This is a genomic window from Streptomyces sp. NPDC091209, from assembly GCF_044757755.1.
In the GTDB taxonomy this organism is placed as follows: Bacteria; Actinomycetota; Actinomycetes; order Streptomycetales; family Streptomycetaceae; genus Streptomyces.
On sequence record NZ_JBIVVR010000005.1, the window covers coordinates 97,733 to 118,451 of the forward strand.

15 protein-coding genes are annotated in these 20,719 nt (G+C 73.0%); 8 read left to right on the forward strand and 7 right to left on the reverse strand.

What is annotated here, in order from left to right:
• Positions 1-185: 185 nt before the first annotated feature.
• The 5 genes from ACIQRL_RS16035 to ACIQRL_RS16055 all read left to right on the forward strand — a co-directional run bounded on the left by ACIQRL_RS16035 (position 186) and on the right by ACIQRL_RS16055 (position 6,961).
• A complete protein-coding gene (locus tag ACIQRL_RS16035) occupies positions 186-998 on the forward strand; it encodes a hypothetical protein (RefSeq protein WP_401331833.1) in 813 nt (270 codons plus the stop codon).
• Entirely contained in the window at positions 995-1,537 is a 543-nt protein-coding gene (locus ACIQRL_RS16040; protein ID WP_401331834.1) for a SixA phosphatase family protein, read from the forward strand. Before ACIQRL_RS16035 ends, ACIQRL_RS16040 begins: the two co-directional genes overlap by 4 nt.
• Positions 1,538-2,003: 466 nt before the next feature.
• Positions 2,004-2,630, forward strand: coding sequence for a YigZ family protein (locus tag ACIQRL_RS16045; protein ID WP_401331835.1), 627 nt, complete (start codon positions 2,004-2,006; stop codon positions 2,628-2,630).
• 109 nt (positions 2,631-2,739) lie between these two features.
• Positions 2,740-3,903 carry an exonuclease SbcCD subunit D gene (locus tag ACIQRL_RS16050; protein WP_401331836.1) on the forward strand — a complete coding sequence of 388 codons (1,164 nt, stop codon included), beginning with the start codon at positions 2,740-2,742 and terminating at the stop codon, positions 3,901-3,903.
• A 55-nt stretch (positions 3,904-3,958) separates the two neighbouring features.
• Positions 3,959-6,961 carry an AAA family ATPase gene (locus ACIQRL_RS16055; RefSeq protein ID WP_401331837.1) on the forward strand — a complete coding sequence of 1,001 codons (3,003 nt, stop codon included), beginning with the start codon at positions 3,959-3,961 and terminating at the stop codon, positions 6,959-6,961.
• A gap of 91 nt (positions 6,962-7,052) precedes the next feature.
• On the opposite strand, the gene ACIQRL_RS16060 is transcribed toward ACIQRL_RS16055, so the two are convergent.
• The gene (locus ACIQRL_RS16060) at positions 7,053-7,499 is read right to left on the reverse strand and encodes an Lrp/AsnC family transcriptional regulator (protein ID WP_328454876.1); all 447 of its coding nucleotides are present in this window, start codon (positions 7,497-7,499) and stop codon (positions 7,053-7,055) included.
• 442 nt (positions 7,500-7,941) lie between these two features.
• On the opposite strand from ACIQRL_RS16060, the gene ACIQRL_RS16065 reads away from it, so the two are divergent.
• The gene (locus tag ACIQRL_RS16065) at positions 7,942-8,424 is read left to right on the forward strand and encodes a rhodanese-like domain-containing protein (protein ID WP_401332395.1); all 483 of its coding nucleotides are present in this window, start codon (positions 7,942-7,944) and stop codon (positions 8,422-8,424) included.
• Positions 8,425-8,545: 121 nt separating this feature from the next.
• Positions 8,546-9,061, forward strand: coding sequence for an immunity 21 family protein (locus ACIQRL_RS16070; RefSeq protein ID WP_401331838.1), 516 nt, complete (start codon positions 8,546-8,548; stop codon positions 9,059-9,061).
• 159 nt (positions 9,062-9,220) lie between these two features.
• Here ACIQRL_RS16070 and ACIQRL_RS16075 read toward each other — a convergent pair whose 3' ends face one another.
• Together ACIQRL_RS16075 and ACIQRL_RS16080 are read right to left on the reverse strand one after the other, a co-directional pair.
• Entirely contained in the window at positions 9,221-10,912 is a 1,692-nt protein-coding gene (locus tag ACIQRL_RS16075) for a DUF885 domain-containing protein (RefSeq protein WP_401331839.1), read from the reverse strand.
• Between the two features lie 62 nt (positions 10,913-10,974).
• Positions 10,975-11,481 (reverse strand): Lrp/AsnC family transcriptional regulator, encoded by a 507-nt coding sequence (locus tag ACIQRL_RS16080; RefSeq protein WP_401331840.1) that lies wholly within the window; start codon positions 11,479-11,481, stop codon positions 10,975-10,977.
• On the opposite strand from ACIQRL_RS16080, the gene ACIQRL_RS16085 reads away from it, so the two are divergent.
• Positions 11,443-12,756, forward strand: a complete 1,314-nt coding sequence (locus ACIQRL_RS16085) for a trans-sulfuration enzyme family protein (RefSeq protein WP_401331841.1) — start codon at positions 11,443-11,445, stop codon at positions 12,754-12,756. The two genes, ACIQRL_RS16080 and ACIQRL_RS16085, sit on opposite strands and share 39 nt — an antisense overlap.
• Before the next feature lie 253 nt (positions 12,757-13,009).
• Here the strand turns inward: ACIQRL_RS16085 and ACIQRL_RS16090 are convergent, their stop codons facing one another.
• The 4 genes from ACIQRL_RS16090 to ACIQRL_RS16105 all read right to left on the reverse strand — a co-directional run bounded on the left by ACIQRL_RS16090 (position 13,010) and on the right by ACIQRL_RS16105 (position 20,479).
• The gene (locus tag ACIQRL_RS16090; protein WP_401331842.1) at positions 13,010-14,452 is read right to left on the reverse strand and encodes a GNAT family N-acetyltransferase; all 1,443 of its coding nucleotides are present in this window, start codon (positions 14,450-14,452) and stop codon (positions 13,010-13,012) included.
• A 199-nt stretch (positions 14,453-14,651) separates the two neighbouring features.
• Positions 14,652-17,303, reverse strand: coding sequence for a DUF6493 family protein (locus tag ACIQRL_RS16095; RefSeq protein ID WP_401331843.1), 2,652 nt, complete (start codon positions 17,301-17,303; stop codon positions 14,652-14,654).
• Positions 17,300-18,748 carry an SWIM zinc finger family protein gene (locus tag ACIQRL_RS16100; protein ID WP_401331844.1) on the reverse strand — a complete coding sequence of 483 codons (1,449 nt, stop codon included), beginning with the start codon at positions 18,746-18,748 and terminating at the stop codon, positions 17,300-17,302. The genes ACIQRL_RS16095 and ACIQRL_RS16100 overlap by 4 nt, the downstream gene beginning before the upstream one ends.
• A gap of 135 nt (positions 18,749-18,883) precedes the next feature.
• A complete protein-coding gene (locus ACIQRL_RS16105; RefSeq protein ID WP_401331845.1) occupies positions 18,884-20,479 on the reverse strand; it encodes an alkaline phosphatase D family protein in 1,596 nt (531 codons plus the stop codon).
• Positions 20,480-20,719: the final 240 nt, after the last annotated feature.

A 20,719-nucleotide genomic window follows, 5' to 3' on the forward strand; every position in this document is an offset into this window, starting at 1 on the left:
ACGCGCGCGCCCGGAGACGCCGAAACGTGCGCGGCCCGAGACTCTGAAACGCGGGCGGCGGGCGACCCCGAAACGCGCGCGCCCGGAGACGCCGAAAGGCGCGCGGACACCCCGAGCGCGGGGCGCCTGTCCGGAACGGCCCCCACCTCCCCGCACCCGGGCGTGCCTCCGCCTAGGCTCACCTCGTGCTCCGTATCCTCGACGCCCGCACGGGCGAACCCATCGACGCAGCCCTCGCCCGCCGCGGTCTGGTCCGCGTCCACGCGCACCTGCCCGGGTTCGACCTCACCGGCCTACGGGTGCTCCTGGTCGCCGATGTCCTGGTACGCGCCCTGGAGATCGGCGGCAACCCCGTCTGGGCGACGCTGACTTCGGCGCCCGAAGCGGCGGCCACTGGGGACGGGGGAGATCCCGCGGACCCATCGGACGCATCTGACCCGGCGGGCCCATCGGACCCGGCAGGCACTTGGGGCGAGGCCGGACTTCGGGCGCGCGCCGCCGAACTGGGGATCCGGCCGTTCGAGAAGCACCGTGACACGGAGCCGGGCCCGGCGGCGACGCGGACCGTGAACGTCCTCGCTCCGGGGGCCGCGGGGACGGACGGGCCGCGCGTCGAGGTGGTACCCGTCGACACGGGGAGCGGTCCCGCGCCCCTTCCAGGGGATCCCACCGTGCTGCGGCTGGCTCTGCTCGCACGGCGCCGGGAGCTGCCCCTGCGCCTCGACGCGGACGCCCTGGCAGAGGCGGAGAGCACGCTCAAGCGCTGGCGCTCCGCCGTCGCCGGATGGGCCACCCGTCCCTCCAAGCCGGTCCCCGAGGACGTACGCCTGCGGTTGCGCGCCGCCTGGGAGGACGATCTGGACGTCCTCGCCGTGCTGGATGTGCTGCGGTGGGTCGAGACGTCGGACGTCGCGGAGGGAGCCCGCTTCGAGACGTACGCCTACGCCGACCGGCTGCTCGGCCTCGAACTCACCCGCGAGATCGGAGCGTCGCTGTGAACACGCGCGCCGCCGCCGGCCCGAGGCGAAGACTGGTCGTCCTGCGGCACGCCAAGTCCGCCTGGCCCGACGGAGTGCCCGACCACGAACGGCCGCTCGCGACGCGCGGCCGTCGAGACGCCCCCGCCGCCGGACGCGCCATGGCGGGAGCCGACCTGCTGCCGGACCTCGCGCTGTGCTCGACCGCCGTACGCGCCCGGGAGACCTGGGAGTTGGCGGCCGAACAGTGGGGTACTCCACCGCCCGTCCGGTTCGACGAGCGGCTGTACGGGGCGGACGTACCGGAGTTGCTGGAAGCCGTGCGCGAAGTCCCGGAACATGTAAGGACTTTGCTGCTGGTCGGGCACAACCCGGGTCTTGAGGAGCTGGTCCTCGGACTGGCGGGGGACGCCTTCGACGACACGCTGGACCATGTCCGGACGAAGTTCCCGACCTCCGCCGTCGCGGTCCTGGTCTGGCACGGCAGCTCCTGGCACGAACTCGGTCCTGGCGACGCGCTGTTGACGGACGTCGTCGTGCCGAGGGGCAAGAAGGAGTGAATCTCGGCCGACGTACCCCCGGGGCCGACGGTCCGGGCCGGCCGCCACCCGGCGCGGCACCTCGGGCGTGACTGCGCGCCCGCGCCGCCACGCGGGACGGGGGTGCGCACCGGTGGCCGAGGGAGGGCACGACGTGGCCGCGCCCCTCGCGCGGACGAGCTCGCGCCGTCCACCTTTCCCCGGGTCCGCCCTCCGCCACGGACGCGTCCCCGCAGGACGCGGACGCTCGCGCCGTCCGCCGTCCGCCGTCCGCCGTCCGCCGTCCGCCGTCCGCCGTCCGCCGTCCGCCGTCCGCCGTCCGCCGTCCGCCACGCACGCGTGACCGCTTGTGAACCTGGATCACGTGGTCCCCGCCCGCGCGTCCATCGGCCACGCGCGCGTGTGGGCGGTGCCTGATCGTGGGCTCGGGTGTCGGCCTGGGGTCGGCCCGTCGGGCACGCGCGCGTGCAGCGCATACGCTGGCGGAATGCAGGACGAGTACCGCACAGTGGCCCGCGCGGGCGTGCACGAGACCGAGATCAACCGTTCCAGGTTCCTGTGCGCCCTCGCCCCGGCCGCCACCGAGCGGGAGGCCCAGGAATTCATCGCCGCCGTCAGGAAGGAACACGCGGACGCCACGCACAACTGTTCCGCGTACGTCATCGGCGCCGACGCCGCCGTGCAGAGGGCGAGCGACGACGGTGAACCCGGCGGTACCGCGGGTGTCCCCATGCTCCAGATGCTGCTGCGTCGCGACATGCGGTACGTCGTCGCCGTGGTCACCCGCTACTACGGCGGGGTCAAGCTGGGCGCCGGCGGACTGATCAGGGCGTACGGCGGCTCGGTGGGCGAGGCGCTGGACGCGCTCGGCACGATCACCCGACGCCGTTTCCGGCTCGCCACGGTGACCGTCGACCACCAGCGGGCCGGCAAGGTGCAGAACGATCTGCGGTCCACCGGTCGCGAGGTACGTGATGTGCGTTACGGCGAGGCGGTCACCATCGAGATCGGGCTGCCGGACGCCGATGTGGAGGCTTTCCGGGCGTGGTTGGCCGACACGACCGCGGGGACGGCCGGCTTCGAGCTGGGCGGAGAGGCCTACGGAGACGCGTGACAATTCAGGCAGTAGCGGATTGATCGGCACATTCTGAGAATGGTCATGGCGGGCCGATACGGGAGTAACCGCCCGTGATGTCAGACCCGGCCGTTACCCTTCGGGGATCATGAGGCTCCTGCACACTTCCGACTGGCACCTGGGCCGGGCGTTCCACCGGGTGAACATGCTCGGCGCCCAGTCCGACTTCGTCGGCCATCTCGTCACGACCGTGCGCGAGCGCGAGGTGGACGCGGTGGTCGTCTCGGGAGACGTGTACGACCGTGCCGTCCCGCCGCTGGCCGCGGTCCAGCTCTTCGACGACGCCCTGCACCGGCTGGCCGACCTCGGCGTGCCCACCGTGATGATCTCCGGGAACCACGACTCGGCGCGCCGGCTCGGCGTCGGCGCCGGACTCATCGGACGCGCCGGAGTCCATCTGCGGACCGACCCCGCCGCGTGCGGCACCCCCGTGGTGCTGGCCGACGCGCACGGAGATGTCGCCTTCTACGGCCTGCCCTATCTCGAACCCGCCCTGGTGAAGGACGAGTTCGGGGTCGAGAAGGCGGGCCACGAAGCCGTGCTCGCCGCCGCCATGGACCGGGTCCGTGCCGACCTCGCCACCCGCGCCCCGGGCACCCGGTCCGTCGTCCTCGCCCACGCCTTCGTCACCGGCGGCGAGGTGAGCGACAGCGAGCGGGACATCACCGTCGGCGGTGTCGCCTCCGTGCCCGCCGGAGTCTTCGACGGCGTCGACTACACCGCCCTCGGTCACCTGCACGGCAGCCAGATCATCGCCGAGCGCGTGCGCTACTCGGGCTCCCCACTGCCGTACTCCTTCTCGGAGTCCGGCCACCGCAAGAGCATGTGGCTCGTGGATCTCGGGCCCGGCGGAGACCTGGCCGCGGAACGGATCGACTGCCCCGTGCCGCGCCCGCTCGCCCGCCTCCGCGGACACCTGGAAGACCTGCTCGCCGACCCGGAGCTGGGGCGCCACGCCGGCTCCTGGGTCGAGGCGACCCTCACGGACCCGGTCCGGCCCGCCGACCCCATGGCCCGGCTGGCCGAGCGCTTCCCGCACACACTCAGCCTCGTCTTCGACCCCGAACGCTCTCCGCAGGCCCCGGACGTCTCGTACGCCCGCCGGCTCGCGGGCCGCAGCGAGGAGCAGATCGCCGAGGACTTCGTCGCCCATGTGCGCGGCGCGGGCCCCGACGCCCACGAACAGGCCGTGCTCCGGGACGCGTTCGACGCCGTCCGCGCCGACGAGACCGTACGGGAGACCGCCCGGTGACCTCACGACCGCCGCACGCCCAGGGGGCCGTCCGCCCGGAGACCGAGGGAAACCGATGAGGCTGCACCGCCTGGACATCACCGCCTTCGGCCCGTTCGGCGGCGCCCAGCAGGTCGACTTCGACGAGCTGTCCGCCGCAGGGCTCTTCCTGCTGCACGGACCGACCGGCGCGGGCAAGACCTCCATCCTGGACGCCGTCTGCTACGCGCTGTACGGAGCGGTTCCCGGCGCCCGGCAGAGCGGTCAGGGCCTCGGCCTGCGCAGCGACCACGCGGCACCCGCCACCCGCACCGAGATCCGCCTCGAACTCACGGTCGCCGGACGCCGGTTGGACGTCACCCGGCAGCCCCCGTGGGAGCGTGCCAAGAAGCGCGGCACGGGCACCACCATGGAGAAGGCGCAGAGCTGGCTGCGCGAGTACGACTCCGCAGCCGGCGCCTGGAAGGACCTCAGCCGCTCCCACCAGGAGATCGGCGAGGAGATCACCCAACTGCTCGGCATGAGCCGTGAGCAGTTCTGCCAGGTCGTGCTGCTGCCCCAGGGGGACTTCGCGCGCTTCCTGCGGGCCGACGCCGAGGCCCGCGGCAAGCTGCTCGGCCGGCTCTTCGACACCCACCGCTTCGCCGAGGTCGAAAAGCGGCTCGCCGAGCGGCGGCGCGCCGCGGAGGCCGAAGTGCGCGCCGGCGACGCCGCGTTGCTGGCCGACGCGCATCGGATGCACCAGGAGGCAGGGCCCACCGTCGAGGAGCCGCTGCCCGACCTGGCGCCCGGCGATCCGGGCCTCGCCGAGTCCGTGCTCTCCTGGGCCGCGGTGGCCCGCAGCGCCGCCCGTGAGGGCCTGACGATCGCCCACTGCGCGCGCAGGGCCGCCGAATCCGCGCAGGCCGCCGCCGACCGTGCACTCGACGACGTACGCGAAGTGGACCGGCTGCAGCGCCGGTTCACCGAGGCGCAGGAGCGCGCCGCGCGTCTGGAGGAGCGCGCCGACGCCCACCGGAACGACCGGACGCGAATGGAACGAGGCCGCAAGGCCGAGGCGGTGGCCCCCGCACTCGACCTGCGCGATTCCACCGAGGCGGAGCACCGGCGAGCCGCCGCCGAGGAGACGCACGCGCGTGCCGCCCTGCCGGAGGCGTTCGCGGAAGCCGGAGCGCCTGGTCTCGCGACCGCCGCGCGCAAGGCCGCCGAGGAACTGGGCGGCCTGGAGTCGGCGCGCCGCGCGGAGCGGCGCCTCGGTGAACTCGGCACGGAGCGTGCCTCCTTGGACCGCCAGGAGCGTGCCGACGACGACGTCCTCCAGGACGCCGAAAGCTGGCTGGCCGGCTGGGAGGAGACCCGGGCGGGCGTCCAGGCGCGGATCGACTCCGCGCAGGAGGCCGCGGCGCGTGCCGAGCAGCTCGCCGTCCAGCGCGAGCCGGCCTTCAAGCGGCTCGCCGCGGCCCGGCTGCGCGACGAGCTGGCCCAGGACACCGAGAGCGCCCATGAGCGGAGCCTCGCCGCGCGCGAGCACGCCACGGAGGCGCACGCCCGCTGGCTCGACCTGAAGGAGAGGCGCCTCCAGGGCATCGCCGCCGAACTCGCCGCAGGACTGGTGGACGGCGAGTCCTGCGCCGTGTGCGGCGCGACCGAACACCCCGCGCCCGCCCGGAAGATCGCCGGTCACGTCGACCGCGAGACGGAGGAGCGGGCCCTCGCCGCCTACCGGCGCGCCGACGAGGAGCGCGCCGAGGCCGAGCGCCGGCTCGGTGTCGTACGCGAGGCGCTGGCCGCCGCGACCGCCGAGGCCGGTGACACACCGACCGGACAACTCGCGGAGCGGGCAGATGAGTTGGAGCGTCTGCATGCCGAGGCCCGTGCTGTGGCCTCCGGGCTGCACGCGGCGCGCGAGGCCCGTGAACAGGCGGAGAGGGAACATGAGCGACGACTGACCGCCCAGCAGGAGGCCGCCCGCCGGGTCGCGTCACGTGCCTCGCTGCGGGACTCCCTCGATCGGGAGAAGGCCGCGCTGGAAGGGGAGTTGGAGCAGGCGCGGGGCACCGCCGGGAGCGTGTCCGAGCGGGCCGCTCAGCTGGAGCGGCAGGTCGCGCTGCTCACCGAGGCCGCGGACCGCGTGCGAACGGCCGAGGACGCCACGCGGCGCCTCAAGGAGGCCGACGCGCGCCTCGCCGACGCGGCCTTCCGCGCCGGGTTCGAGACCCCGCAGGCCGCGGCCGCCGCGCTGCTCGACGACGCGGCCCACCGGGATCTCCAACGACAGCTCGACGCCTGGCAGTCGGAGGAGTCCGCGGTGCGCTCCGTACTCGCCGAGGCCGACACCACTGCTGCGGCGCGGCGCCCGCCCGCCGATCCGCGGGCCGCCGAGCAGACGGCCGAGTCCGCCGCCCGGCGGCTGCGGGACGCCGCCTCGGCGCAGGACGCGGCGGCCCGGCGCTGCACGGAACTGGACGCTCTTTCCATCCGGGCGACCAGAGGAGTCCACCGGATCGCCCCGCTGCGCGAGGAGTACGACCGCGTGGCCCGGCTCGCCGGTCTGGCGGCGGGCACGTCGGCGGACAACGAACGCAAGATGCGCCTGGAGTCGTACGTCCTCGCCGCGCGTCTGGAGCAGGTCGCCGCCGCCGCGACCGTGCGCCTCCAGCGGATGTCCTCGGGGCGCTACACCCTGGTGCACTCCGACGGCCGGGCGGGCCGGGGGCGCAGCGGGCTAGGCCTGCATGTCGTGGACGCCTGGACCGGACGGGAGCGCGACACGGCGACGCTCTCCGGGGGCGAGACCTTCTTCGCCTCCCTGGCCCTGGCCCTCGGCCTCGCGGACGTCGTCACCGACGAGGCCGGCGGAGTACGGCTCGACACGCTCTTCATCGACGAGGGCTTCGGCAGTCTCGACGACCAGACCCTCGACGAGGTGCTCGACGTCCTCGACTCGCTGCGGGAACGCGACCGCAGCGTCGGCATCGTCAGTCACGTCGGAGATCTCCGCCGCCGCATCCACGCCCAACTGGAGGTCGTGAAGGGGAGAACGGGGTCGGTCGTACGACAGCGGGGCGCGGAGGCCTGAGCCGGCTCCCGGGTGCGGAGGGTTCGCACCGGGGCGGATCCGGGCGGATCCGGGCGGATCTGGGCTGATCCGGGCGGTCTCCCCGGAAGTCTCAGTGGCCCAGCGGGCGGCGCGGCAGCGGTGAGGAGTAGACGACGCTCGTCGTCACCGAGCCCAGTGTGCCGATCTTGCCCGACACCGTCTCCAGGTGGCCCATCGAGCGTGCCGCGACCTTGATGACGAAGCAGTCGTCGCCCGTGACGTGGTGTGCCTCCAGGATCTCGGGCGTGACCTCGACGAGGTCGTGGAACGGCTTGTAGTTGCCGTTCGGGTACCTGAGCCGGACGAAGGCCAGGATCGGCAGCCCCAGGCTCTCGGGGTCGACGACGGCCGCGTACCCCTGTATGACCCCCGCCTCCTCCAGGCGGCGCACCCGCTCGGTGACCGCGCTCGCGGACATGGAGACGGCCCGGGCCAGCTCGGCGAAGCTGGCCCGGCCCTCCCGCTGGAGGACGTCGAGGATGCGCCAGTCGGTGGCGTCCGGGGAATACGCGGTCATCCATGATGAATACCAGGAGAATCCCCGGCCGATCAAGAGTGCTGCCGTGGATCGTCACTTCAAGGCGGAGATCGACGGACATAGATTTCTGGTCAGGAAGTCCCGCGGGATGCGGTGCGGAGGAAGCACCGGGGGTGGCAAGGACGGCACCGGTCCGGCGGGCTACGGAGCAAGGAGGGGCCAGACCATGACTGCGACTGCGACTGCCGAGGGCATCACGACCGGCACGGAGACGGATTCCGCTTCGGTCGTCGAGGGGGCGAGCGCGGTGACGGCGCGGGTGTCGCCCGTCGACGGAGCGGGCGCGGTGGCGGTTCCGGTGTCGGCCGTCGACCGGACGGGCGCGGTGACCACTCCGGCGGCGGTGGGCGACGGGACGGGCAGGGGGACCGTTCCCGCGTCGGCCACGAGCACCGGTGGAGCGGACAGGGCGACCGGTTCCGTGGTCGCGTCCGTCACGGTGGCCAACCCCGTTCTGCGGGTGGCACCGGCGTCCCCGGCCGCGGCCGCCGCCTACTTCGGCGCGAGCCTGGCGTTCCACGCGGACGTGTCCGACGTGGCCGCCGCCCTCGCCGCCGACGGCGACCCCGGGTTCGTCGTTCTCGACTCCCGCTCCACCGCGTCGTGGGACCAGGGCCACATCCCCGGCGCGGTCCACCTGCCCACCGCGCTGATCCCCGAGCAGGCCGAACAACTCCTCGACAAGTCGGTGCCGGTCGTGACCTATTGCTGGGGGCCCGGATGCAACGGCGCGACCCGCGCGGCCCTCGCCCTCGCCGAACTGGGCTTCCAGGTCAAGGAGATGCTCGGCGGATTCGAGTACTGGGCGCGCGAGGGCTTCGAGTTCGAGACCTGGGAGGGGCGCGAGCGCCCCGCCGCGGACCCGCTGACGGCGCCCGTGGACGCGGAGGACTGCGGCTGCTGACCCCGGGGAGCGGGGATCGCGCCGACGGCTTCGGCACCCGCATTTCGCGCCGACGTCCGCCTCCGGTCTCCTGGGGATGCCTGCCGTACGGGAGCGGACGGGTGCCGTGTAACTTCTGCGCATGCCAAGATACGCGGACCCTGGTGCGGTCCAGTGGGTGGAGTCGGGCGGCGGGCCGCTCATAGCGATTCCGGAGACGGTGCTCCCGTTCTGGGCGGGGGCCGACGGCGACGACATGTCCTGCGACTACGACCGGGCCTGTGACGTCGACGGGTTCGTCGGCCTCCTGCCCGTGGGCGACACCTGGGCCCTGGTCCTCGGCGACGATCCCGCCTCGACCACCTACCTCCCCGAGCACGGCACCTTCGTACGCTGGTGCGCCGCCGAGTCCGAGGACGAGCTTCTCTCCGTCGTCCCGGCCGCGCTGGCGGAGGCCGTGTGGGAGCCGGAGGTTCGGTGGAACGTGCCCGGCCCCGTCGTCCTCTTCGACGCCGCCTGGCCGGGCGCCGCCTCCGAGGGCACGGACCACCTGACGGTGGCGCTCGAACCGGGCCTCTACGGGGTTCGCGCGACTCGCGTCGAACCGGGCCCCGAGACATGGGTGGGCCTCGTACAACTGCGTCGGCTCACAGCCTGACGAAGCGGCGCGCCGACACCGGGGCGCACCGACATCAGGGTGCCCTGACACCTGGGCGCACCGACACGTGGGCGCCCTGACAGCGCAAAGGGGCGCCTCGACCGTGGGGCTCCCAGACAAGGGGGCGCGGCGGCCGGGGCCGGCCGCCGCGCGGAGTCGTCAGAGCCGGGACAGCTCGTCCACCAGGTCGTCCAGGCCCAGGGACCCCTGGGACAGGGCGGCCATGTGCCAGGCCTTGGCGTCGAAGGCGTCACCGTGGCGCTTCTTCGCGTTCTCCCGGCCCAGCAGCCAGGCGCGTTCGCCGAGCTTGTAGCCGATGGCCTGGCCGGGCATCGTGAGATAGCGGGTCAGCTCGCTCTCCACGAAGTCGGCCGGGCGGCTGCTGTGCGAGCCGAAGAACTCCTGCGCGAGCTCCGGGGTCCAGCGCTCGCCCGGGTGGAAGGGCGCGTCGGCCGGGATCTCCAGCTCCAGGTGCATGCCGATGTCGACGATGACCCGGGCGGCCCGCATCATCTGCGCGTCGAGGTAGCCGAGCCGCTGCTCCGCGTCGGTGAGGAAACCGAGCTCGTCCATCAGCCGCTCCGCGTACAGCGCCCAGCCCTCGCAGTTGGCGCTGACCTGACCGACGGTGGCCTGGTAGCGGGACAGGTCGTCGACGACGTACGCCCACTGCGCGAGCTGGAGGTGATGGCCGGGCACGCCCTCGTGGTACCAGGTCGAGACGAGGTCGTAGACGGGGAAGCGGGTCTGCCCCATGGTGGGCAGCCAGGTACGGCCCGGCCGCGAGAAGTCCTGCGACGGGGCGGTGTAGTAGGGGGCGGCGGCACTGCCGGGCGGGGCGATGCGGGACTCCACCTTCCGTACCGGCTCGGCGAGTTCGAAGTGCGTGCCGTCCAGGGCCGTGATCGCCTCGTCCATCAGTCCCTGGAGCCAGCTCTGGACCTCGTCGACGCCCTCGATGTGCCGGCCGTGCTCGTCGAGGTGCGCGAGCGCTACCCAGGGAGTCTCCGCGCCCGGCAGGATCTTCTCGGCCTCGGTCCTCATCTCGGCGAGGAGACGGTGGTACTCGGCCCAGCCGTACGCGTACGCCTCGTCGAGGTCGAGGTCCGTACCGTTGAAGTAGCGCGCCAGCCGCGCGTACCGCTCGTGGCCCACCGTGTTCGGCGCGCCCTCGATCGTGGGCGCGTACACCTCGCGCATCCAGTCCCGCAGGGCCACCAGCGCCTCCGTCGCGGTGCGCGCCGCCGTGTCCAGATCCTCGCGCGCGGAGTCGGGGCCCGCCGACACGAAGTCCTCGAACCAGCCGCGGCCCTGGCCGTCCGTGTCCGACCACTCGGTGAGTTGGTCGATGAACGTCGCGGTCGGGCGCGGGCCCGCGTACAGCTTGCGGTCGAGTCCGAGCGCCAGGGACTCCCGGTAGCCCGCGAGCGCGGCCGGTACCGCGCGCAGCCGCTCGGCGACCGTGGCCCAGTCCTCGTCGGTCTCCGTCGGCGTCAGGGTGAAGACCTGCCGCACACTGTGCACCGCCGTGTGCAGATTGCCGACCGACCGCAGGCCCTCGCCAGCTTCGTGGACGGCGAGCGAGGCGGTGAGCCGTTCACGCAGCAGCCGGGCGCAACGGCGCTCGATGTCTCTTTCCGCGCCTGGCTGCCGCTCCGCCTCGTCCAGCCGCGCGAGCGTCACCCGCGCCAGCTCGGCGACGGCCTCCTGGCCGGTGGGCGACGTGTCGGGGAGCCTGCCGTGACTCTCCTTCACACCGAGGTAGGTACCGAGAACCGGGTCGAGGGCGATGAGCTCGTCGACGTACGCGTCGGCGACCTCGCGGGGCAGCGGGCTCTTCGTCTGTGACATGCGCACATCCTCATACGGGGACGGGCGCCGCGTCAGCCCGGGCAGCCGGGCTTCTCACCGGATCAGCCCGATTTGGCCGAGGGCGATATGCCCGGCGCGGCGGGCGGCAGCAACGGGCCGCAGTCCCACTGCTGGAATATCAGCCGCGTCTCGACCCGGGCCACTTCACGCTGCGAGGTGAACTCGTCGAGCACCAGCCGCTGCAGATCCGCCGCGTCCGCGACCGCGACATGGACGAGGTAGTCGTCGGGACCGGTGAGGTGGAAGACGGTCCGGGACTCCGGCAGCAGTCTGATCCGGTCCACGAACGGTCCCACCAGCTCCCGGCGGTGCGGCCGGACCTGGACGGACAGCAGGGCCTCGAGACCCCGTCCGAGTTTCGCCGGGTCCAGCCGTAGCTGATGGCCGAGAATCACTCCCGCCCGCCGCAGCCGGGTCACCCGGTCGAGGCAGGTCGAGGGGGCGACCCCGACCTGCGCGGCGAGATCGCGGTACGTCGTCCGTGCGTCGTTCTGCAACAGCCGCAACAGATGAAGATCCACCGGATCGAGTACGACAGAATCGGCCATGGCGCGAACGTAACACGGGATGTGGCGCCCGAACCCCGCCCGGTGTTCAGGCTTCCGCCCATGGACTCCGTTGTGTACGACAAGCAGGGCGCGCAGAGCGCGCAGGACGACCTGGGCGGAAGCGGCCGGGTCCTGGCGGCGGCTCCTTCCCGGGCACTCGCCACCGAAGCCGTGCATGCCGGCCGGGAGGATCTGGCGGCTCTGGGGCTGCACGCGGCCCCGATCGACCTGTCCACCACGTATCCGTCGTACGACAGCCGTGGTGAGGCCGCCCGGATCGACGCCTTCGCGGCCGACGGCGCCGAACCGGAGGGCCCGCCCGTCTACGCCCGTCTCGGCAATCCGACCGTCGCCCGCTTCGAGACCGCCCTCGCGCGGCTCGAAGGCACCGAGAGCGCGGTCGCCTTCGCGAGCGGTATGGCCGCGCTGAGCGCCGTCCTCCTCGTACGGAACACGATGGGGCTGCGCCATGTCGTCGCCGTACGTCCCCTGTACGGCTGCAGCGACCACCTCCTCACGGCAGGGCTGCTCGGCAGCGAGGTCACCTGGGTCGACCCCGCCGGCATCGCCGACGCGCTGCGTCCCGACACGGGCCTCGTGATGGTCGAGTCCCCGGCCAATCCGACGCTCGCCGAGCTCGACCTCCGGGCCGTGGCGCATGCCTGCGGCTCCGTTCCCCTCCTCGCCGACAACACCTTCGCCACGCCCGTGCTGCAACGGCCCGCGGAACACGGCGCGCGTCTGATCCTGCACAGCGCGACCAAGTACCTGGGCGGACACGGGGACGTGATGGCCGGAGTGGTCGCGTGCGACGAGGAGTTCGCCCGGAAGCTGCGCCAGGTGCGGTTCGCGACGGGGGGTGTCCTGCATCCGCTGGCCGGCTATCTGCTGCTGCGTGGCCTGTCGACCCTGCCGGTACGGGTCCGGGCGGCGTCCTCGAACGCCGCGGAGCTCGCCCTTCGGCTCGCCGCCGATCCGCGCGTGGCCCGCGTCCACTACCCGCGCATCGGCGGCGCCATGATCGCTTTCGAGGTCCACGGCGACCCGCACGACGTGATCGCCGGAGTCCGGCTGATCACCCCCGCGGTCAGCCTCGGCAGCGTCGACAGCCTCATCCAGCACCCGGCCTCCATAAGCCACCGCATAGTCCCCACAGCCGACCGGCACGACGCAGGAGTCAGCGACCGCCTGCTGCGCCTGTCGGTAGGCCTGGAGGACGTGGACGACCTGTGGTCCGACCTGGAGGGAGCACTGGGGTACACCAGCGAGGGCTGAGGCCCTGGAGACACGTCCCCTCGGCGGCACCTCGGAGGCACCCCATCGTGCCCGGCGTCTCGGCAGCGCCCGACGGCACCGTGGCGCAGGCAGTGCCTGCCGGCACCAGCGGTGGAGCGGGCGGGTCCGCGGACCCGCCCGCGCGGCCTGCGGGCTCTCGGGCCCGCGGACGGACGCGGCCGCAAACGGGCGGGCCCGCGGGCCGGCGGGGCCGCAGGCGGAGCGGGTCGCGGACCCGAGGTCTCGGGGCCGGCTAGTTCCGGCGGGCCCGCGTTCCCTGCTGTGCGTGGCTCTGGTCGTACGGCAGACGTGAGCTCACCGGGGTCGCGTCCAGACGGGCGGTGATGACCAGGGTGCCCTCCTCGATCTGGTAGTCGAGCGGGAGACCGAGGCTGCGCATGGCGGCCACCATGCCGGTGTTGGACGCCTGCGTGACGGCGTACACGCTCTCGCAGCCGGCCTCGACGGCCATCGTCACCAGGCGGCCGAGCAGCTCGACGCCGATACCGCGCCGCTGCCAGTCGTCCTCGACGAGCAGTGCGACCTCCGTCTCGTCGCCGTCCCAGAGGAGATGGCCGAGCCCGACGATCCTGCCGGATGCCGTCTGGACGGCCAGCGTGCGCCCGAAACTGGGGCTGAGCAGGTGGTTGAGGTAGCGGTCCGCGTCCCCGACGGGTCCGTGGTACCGCATGCTCAGCGTGCGCGGCGAGCAGCGCTCGTGCATCGCCTTGGCGCCCTCGACGTCGGAGGCGTCGGCGCGCCGTACGGTGATCGCGTTGCCTTCGGGCAGCGTCAGCATGTCCTGCCCTCGCGGAATGCGGGGACCGAGCCGCGCGTCCAGCTCGACCAGTGCCCGCGCCCGAGCGAACTCGGTCGGCGTGAACGGCAGATACGGCCGTTCCACGGTGATCACTCCGCCCTCCGGCGCCCGCAGCCGCATCACCGTGTCCTCGAGTGCCCCCTCCACGGGAGCCCCCTCCGCCGGCCGGCCGGATACGGGCGAGGTGGCGGGCAGCGAGCGGATCGTGCAGCGGCCGAGCAACTGCCGCAACGCGAGCGGAAGTTCGGAGGCGTCGAGCGCGGTGCGGGTGGCCAGGCCGAGCACCCGGGTCGGCGCGTCCACCAGATCGTGCGCGTCCGCCCGCTCGATCCAGGTGGCGGTGCCGCCCGCCTGCGCCACGTTGCGGGTGATCTCGGACGTGGCCAGCTCGGCGGGCGCGCGCAGCAGGAACTCGTCGACCGTCCCGTCCGCCAAGGGGTGCGTCTGGAGGCTCAGGATGTCGACCTGGCGCTGCGCCAGCGCCGTGCACAGCGTGGCCAGCGAACCCGGCGCGTCCTTGACCGTCGTCCGCATCCGCCACAGGACGGTCGCCTCCACCACGGCCACCGGTACGGCGCTTCCCGTCGCCTCCCCGGACGGCCCGCCCGCTCGCCCGTCCGAAGGCGGCCGGGCGCCGGGATCGCTCGCCGGGGGCGCGTGACCGTGGCGCCGTGCCCACCATGTGTGGAACCCGGCCGTGGCGAAAAGGATCACCGCGGAGGTGACCAGCAGCGCGGGACCGTCCGGCCCGTGCCCGATCAGGTTGGCCACACCGTCCGCGACCGCCACGGCCGTGAACAGTGCGGCGAGTTCGACGAGGTCCCGCCGCCAGTGGTGGACGGGCCGTCCGTGCTTCGCACGCGTCACATCAGACATGTCTGGAGTCATACAGTCACTGTGAAGGAACGGTGTTGCGTGATCACGAACGGCTTGTGACTGATCGGTTAAGTGTCGTTCTGCCCTTTTTATAGTTCTTTTTACGGGTCTTTTGCCTCGAACGGGCGAGCGGGCTGCCCACCTGGTCAGGGCAGCCCGGTCCCCGATCGCCCTGCGCCCGGGGCGTGGCGGCCCTACGTCAGGCGGCGGCCTCCTGTGTCAGTGCCGTCCGTAGCCGCCGGGCCTGTGTCACCACCTTGGACGAGCCGCGGCGCCCGGCGGTCCCGGCGAGATGCGCGAGATCACCGCGCGCTCCGGACCGCTCGGCGCAGTCGGCGGCGACGGCCAGCAGTTCGCCGAGCCCCCGCACCGGGCCGCCGCTCGACCCGTCCGCGGCAAGGTCGGCCAGCAGGGCCGGCAGCAGGTGGCGCAGCACCGACCAGACGGTGGCGTACGCGCCCGTGGCCGCCGCCGTGCGTATCGACTCGGCCAGCCGGGACTGCTTCAGCGCTCCCCTGCACACCAACTCCCCGATGTCCGTGCCGAGCCGGGCGCCGTCGAGGTGCCCCTGTGCGGCGAGGACCAGCAGGGCGTCCACCGCGGCGAGCCGGTCCTCGGGATGCCGGGCCCCGAGCCCGTAGGCCACGCACAGGTGCAGCGCCTCGCCCGCGGTGCCGTCGGCCTCGGCGAGGAGCGGCAGCATCACGGCGTCCGTGCGGCTGTCCTCCACCGCGGCGTTGCTGATGTCGCGCAGCAGACGCGCCGCCACCAGCTCCCGCCGTTCCGGCAGGACGGCCGGCCAGTGCCGCCGGTCCGTGACGTTCCAGTGCCCGCAGTACCAGCGGTCCTTGAACACCGTGAAGGGGCGGCCCAGCAGCCGGAACCCCGGGGGGAACAGGCCCTGTATCTCCTCGAGTTCTCCCAGTTCCACCAGGATGCGGACGCCTGCGGTCCGTCGGCGGCTCTCCGGGAGCAGCGGCGCTTCGGCGGCGAGCCACTGGGCCAGCCGGTACCCCTCGGGGCTGCCGAGAGCGCGGGCCCGTGACGCGGCCTCCGTCGCCGTCGTACGGTCGTCGCGCCGTACCCGCAGCAGCGCCTGCGCGAAGTCGGCCGACCCGGGCCGGGCGTCGAGCCGCCGGTATTCGGTGAGGCGCGCCACCAGCTCGTCGGGCTCCAGCAGCCCGGTGTTCCAGGTGGGAGTGGCCAGCAGGAACGGCATCGGGTCGGCGCGGAGCCGGTAGGCCACCTCCCACAGGCGTGCCTCGAACGCATGGGACAGGGCGCTGTGGTGGCAGTTCCCGCTGGTCGTCCCCTGCTGCACCGCCGCAAGAAGCGTGTCCATGCCGACCTGCTCGAACAGGGCCGCGAGGACGACGTCGAGGCCCCCCGGCGACTCTCGTAAATACCTGCCCGCGTTCGAGTGCCGCGGATCGCCGTCCCTCCACCGGCATCGCGCGACCACGGGTTCGAGGGCCTCCACGAGAGCGTCCCGGTCGCGGTGGGCGTGGCGCACCAGGCCGTCGAGGGCGCGCTCGAACGCGGCGACGTCACCACCGGAGGCCAGCAGCGCGCTGACCTCCTCGGCCAGTTCGGCCACCGACTCCGGTGCCGTCGCCAGTCGTGCCCGCTCCGGAACAGGCGGCAGCACCTCCTCCTGGACCACCGAAGCGGAGCCGGGAGCCTCGATGCCGAGGACTCGCTGGGCCCGCAGCCGCAGTCCCGGGCTCAGGTCGGCGGTGAGCTCGCCGAGCCGATCCCGCGCGTCATCGGAGTCGGACAGTGCCGTGACATGGCGCTCCACCAGCTTCAGCGCGCGCTCCTGCACTTCCGTGTCCTCGTGTCCGAAGGCCTCCGCCACCGCGGGCAGCAGCACATCCGCCGTGGACGGATCGCGTTTGAGGACCTTGCCCAGCAGGACGAGCTGGGCCCGTACCAGCTTCTTCTCGGTTCGGAAGAGCACACCCGAGGACATCTCGGCCAGTTGCCGGGACGTCAGCTCGCCGTCCAGTGCGAACGAGGCGAGCACTGATTGCGCGTGCCAGGCGACGGCCGGAAGGGCCTGGCAGGCGAGCGCCGTCCAGTCGGCGGTGCGCTCGCGTTCCTCGTCACGTGTCGGGCCGAGGGACGACAGCAGGCGAAGGAACACCCTCTGGTCGGCGAGGGTGCCGCCGCGCAGCAGCCGGGCCACACAGGCGTCCACCAGGACCTCGCGGTCGAGGCTGCCCTCCTCGGCCAGTTCGGCGAGGGCGTTGTACCAGCTGCCCGGTCCGTCGCCGAACAGCCAGGCGATCTGCCCCGTGACGTCCGGTGATTCGAAGAGCGCTGCGATCATCCGGGGCAGGTGCGGCTCCTTGCGCAGCCGCTGCGCCACGGTGCCTCCGCTGTGCCACGAAGCTCCGATGTGCTCGAACCAGCCCTGCACATAGGCGTCGGTCGTCGGAACCTCGCATCCGGACAGCCCCACCAGACCCGACAACAGGGCGAACGGGAGCCGGGACGTCGCCGGCCGGTCGGCGAGCCGGTGCGTCAGGTCGGCGAGCCAGTCGGACTCGCGGTCGCCCAGCACATGGAGGAGGACACCGGGGGAGGCCTGGGACCAGCGCATGTCGGCTGCGGCGATCCAGGTCGCCGCGCCGGCGGCTCCCGTGTGACAAGCGGCTCCCGCCGCGTGCAGCGCGGGATAGGCCACCCGGGATCCCGCGTTCCACGGCGCGGTCCGCAGCTCCTTGCGGAGTTCCTTCAACGCGGGCAGACAGGACCGGCGTTCGCCGTCGGTCATCCCGTCCAGAAGACCGGCGGCCTCGACCGTGCGCCCCGCCCGTACCGCCGTCAGCAACGCTTCGCCGCTCATCGCACATCGCCCCCGTCGACCGGAACCTCCAGGAATTCCCCGCGCCGGCCGCCGGCCGGAGCCGGGCTGTCGCCGTGCTCGGCCCGGGCGCCCCGCCGCACCATCCGCACCGCGAGCGCATGCTTGCAGGGCCCGCGTCCGCCCCGGTACTTGGCCCACCACAGACAGGAGCAGCTCAGCGTTCCCGCGTCGTCGCGGACCCGGTGCACATGTCCGTCGTCGGCCGTCACCGTGCCGATGGCGCCGTCCAGGGAGACCGCGCCCGCGGAGACCAGCGCGCGGGCCGACCGCAGGCGCGGATTGTGCCGCTCGACCCGCCCCGCGTCGTAGGGCAGTTCGCGGTGGAAGTACGCCGCCTCCGCGGTGTCGTACCCCACGCGTCCCGAGGTGCCCAGCCGGACCAGGGCGGCTCTGACCCGCTCGGCCGGCAGGCCGGAGGCGGCTGCCAGGTCTCCGACGTCGACGCGCGGCTCCCAGGCCAGGAGGACCGCGATCAGCTCCGCGTCCTCGGCTGCCTCGTCGGTGGCGAGGGCCTCGAGAACCCCGCCCTCCCCGGAGAAGCCCCGGGAGGCGTCCGGCGACAGCGTGAGCGTGAGCCGCATGCCGGGCAGGACGGCTTCCCAGGCGGCGGCGACGGCTTCGCCGCCGACCGGTGGGCCGTACACCCGCAGGGACGTCGCATGGCGCAGCACCCGTTGGAGCGCGATCAGCCGCTCGGGGCCGGGCAGACACACCGCACCCGGAACCGGCCGGGTCGTCGGACGCAGTCCCCGGCCGGCCGGTACCACCCACCGCGAGGCAGCGCCCGACGTCCCGCGCGCGGTGCCGCGCGGCAGCGAACGCAGGAACCGCACGGCCTCCGCCGCGGGCAACTCGGCCCGCAGATCGAATCCGGCCGCTATCACCTGGGCCTCGGCGAATCCTCGTAGCCAACGGTCGGGCAACGGCACCTTCTTCTCCACCACCGGTCCGTCCAGCGTGGTCACGGCCATCTCGTCGGGGCCGACCCGAAGGTGCAGCGGATCATCCGTGCCGAGACGCGAAAGGGCTTCGCGCAGCGGGTTGTTGACGTCGACATTGGTCGTCCCGTGCCCGATCTCGTCACCGTCGAGGCCCGCCGTCAGGACGTCCAGACGCGCGTACACCCCGCCACATCCGGAGAAGGACTCGAACCGGAGGCGGTCGCCGTTGCCCGTGACCACCGGGTCCAGGGAGGCGCGGAGCTGCGGCTGGTAGTAGCGCGCCGCCGCGACATCCGCCACCGCCAGCAGCCCCGCGGCCGCCACTTGAGGCGACGTCAGAAAGCCCGCGAAGAATCGCGGATGGTCCTCGATCCCCGTGGGCGTCGCGCCCCGCGAGGTCTCAAGTCCCAGGCGCGGTCCGTCCGGTGCGGACTCCAGCGCGGAGGGTCGGGTGTAGGCCACGGCCTGCAACGATCGCGTCATGGGAAAACCGTAGACGCGACCACTGACAATCGCCTCTGACCTGCGACGACCTGCTCGCTAGGTGACTTCGGCGCGGGTCCGCCGCGCGGCGCGCCGGGGTACGGTCCCGGCGCGCGGCACGGCGGTTCGGCGCGCCTACTGCCCCACGCGCCCCGGCTGGAGCACCTGCGTGAACAGCACGGTCCCGTCCTGTTCGCGGAGCCGCACCGTCAGCTCGCCGCTGTCGCCGTCGATGTCGACCTCGCCGAAGAACTGATAGCCCCCGGCGGGCGAGACGTTCGAGGCGACGGGCGCCTTCACGAACACCCGCTCCGGACCGAACGTGCCGTCCAGCGCGCTCGCCGGGAAGGCGCCGGCGTTGAGCGGACCGGAGACGAACTCCCAGAACGGCTCGAAGTCGGCGAAGGCGGCCCGCGACGGCTGGTAATGCTGCGCCGAGGTGTGGTGCACGTCGGCCGTGAGCCACACGGTGCCCGTGATCCGCCGGTGCTTGACGAAGCGCAGCAGCTCGGCGATCTGCAGCTCACGTCCGAGGGGCAGACCCGGGTCGCCCTGCGCCACGGCCTCGAAGTTCGGCTGTCCCTCGGTCGTGTCCGGCACGACGAGGCCGAGCGGCATGTCCGCGGCGATCACCTTCCACACGGCACGCGAGCGCGACAGCTCGCGCTTCAGCCACTCCAGCTGTTCGGCGCCGAGGATCCCCTGCGGATCCGTGGTCTGGTTGTCAGGGGAGTTGGCGTTGCGGTAGGTGCGCATGTCGAGGACGAACACGTCCAGGAGCGGCCCGTGGCGCATGACCCGGTGCACACGGCCCTCCCGGTCGCCGGGCCGCAGGGTCGAGACGGGGAAGTACTCGCTGAACGCGCGCCGGGCCCGGGCCGCCAGGACGTCGACGCTCTTCTCGGTGTAGCGCGTGTCCGTGGTCGCGATCACCTCGCCCGGGTACCAGTTGTTGCGCACCTCGTGGTCGTCCCACTGGATGACGGACGGCACCTGGGCGTTGAACCGTCTGAGGTTCTCGTCGAGCAGGTTGTACCGGAAGTTGCCGCGGAACTCCGCCAGCGACTCGGCGACCTTGGACTTCTCCTCGGTCGTGATGTTCCGCCAGGTGCTGCCGTCGGGGAGTGCGGCGGTCGCGGCGAGTGGGCCGTCCGCATAGATGTTGTCGCCGCTGCACAGGAAGAAGTCGGGGTCGAGCCGGGCCATCGCGTCGTAGATGCGGTAGCCGCCGATGTCCGGGTTGATGCCCCAGCCCTGCCCCGCCAGGTCGCCCGACCACAGGAAGCGCACGCCCCGGCGTCGCCCGTGCGGCGTCGTACGAAATGTTCCGCTCACCGGCTCGCCGGTGCGCCGCGGGTCGTCGGGGTCGGCGAGCAGGACGCGGTAGTGGATCTGCTCGCCGGAGGGCAGCCCGCGCGGCCGCGTGGTCCCCGTGAAGTCCGTGTCGGGGCCCAGCAGCGGACCGTGCCATCTGCGCGGGTCGCGGAACGACTCGGTCGCCGAGGTCTCGACGATCATCCGCGCGGGGCGGTCGGAGCGGACCCACACCAGGCCGGAATCGGCGGTCACATCGCCGGCCTGGACGCCCCAGCCCGCCTTCGGCCGGCCGGACAGCGCGAACGCCGGTGCGGAGCCGAGTGCGGTGGGGAGGGCGAGTGCCGCCGACGCGGCCAGGGAGCCGCGCAGCACGCTGCGGCGACCGGGGAACGAGCTGAGCGGACGGTGCGACATGGATACGCCTCCGGGGACGGATTCGGCCAGTGTGCAGAGCCACAACTACTGGTGCGCCGCAGCGCACACGGAAACCACGGGTGAACAACCAGCACTGGAAAGTGGGGAATTGGCAGCGTGGTGATAGCGAGGCTGGCCCGGTCTGGTCGGGCCCGAGCGGGCTGGGGTGGGGCGGCTCAGGTTGGAGGCGGGGTGGGACGGGAGACCGGACTGGCCCGGTCAGATGGACCCGGCCTGGCG

What these genes read in the sequence shown, in the direction of transcription:
- ACIQRL_RS16055 (WP_401331837.1), top strand. Translation starts at nt 3,959, where the DNA reads ATGAGGCTGCACCGCCTGGACATCACCGCCTTCGGCCCGTTCGGCGGC.
- ACIQRL_RS16070 (WP_401331838.1), top strand. Translation starts at nt 8,546, where the DNA reads ATGCCAAGATACGCGGACCCTGGTGCGGTCCAGTGGGTGGAGTCGGGC.
- ACIQRL_RS16075 (WP_401331839.1), bottom strand. Translation starts at nt 10,912, where the DNA reads ATGTCACAGACGAAGAGCCCGCTGCCCCGCGAGGTCGCCGACGCGTAC.
- ACIQRL_RS16080 (WP_401331840.1), bottom strand. Translation starts at nt 11,481, where the DNA reads ATGGCCGATTCTGTCGTACTCGATCCGGTGGATCTTCATCTGTTGCGG.
- ACIQRL_RS16090 (WP_401331842.1), bottom strand. Translation starts at nt 14,452, where the DNA reads ATGTCTGATGTGACGCGTGCGAAGCACGGACGGCCCGTCCACCACTGG.
- ACIQRL_RS16050 (WP_401331836.1), top strand. Translation starts at nt 2,740, where the DNA reads ATGAGGCTCCTGCACACTTCCGACTGGCACCTGGGCCGGGCGTTCCAC.
- ACIQRL_RS16060 (WP_328454876.1), bottom strand. Translation starts at nt 7,499, where the DNA reads ATGACCGCGTATTCCCCGGACGCCACCGACTGGCGCATCCTCGACGTC.
- ACIQRL_RS16085 (WP_401331841.1), top strand. Translation starts at nt 11,443, where the DNA reads ATGAAGATCCACCGGATCGAGTACGACAGAATCGGCCATGGCGCGAAC.
- ACIQRL_RS16095 (WP_401331843.1), bottom strand. Translation starts at nt 17,303, where the DNA reads ATGAGCGGCGAAGCGTTGCTGACGGCGGTACGGGCGGGGCGCACGGTC.
- ACIQRL_RS16100 (WP_401331844.1), bottom strand. Translation starts at nt 18,748, where the DNA reads ATGACGCGATCGTTGCAGGCCGTGGCCTACACCCGACCCTCCGCGCTG.
- ACIQRL_RS16045 (WP_401331835.1), top strand. Translation starts at nt 2,004, where the DNA reads ATGCAGGACGAGTACCGCACAGTGGCCCGCGCGGGCGTGCACGAGACC.
- ACIQRL_RS16105 (WP_401331845.1), bottom strand. Translation starts at nt 20,479, where the DNA reads ATGTCGCACCGTCCGCTCAGCTCGTTCCCCGGTCGCCGCAGCGTGCTG.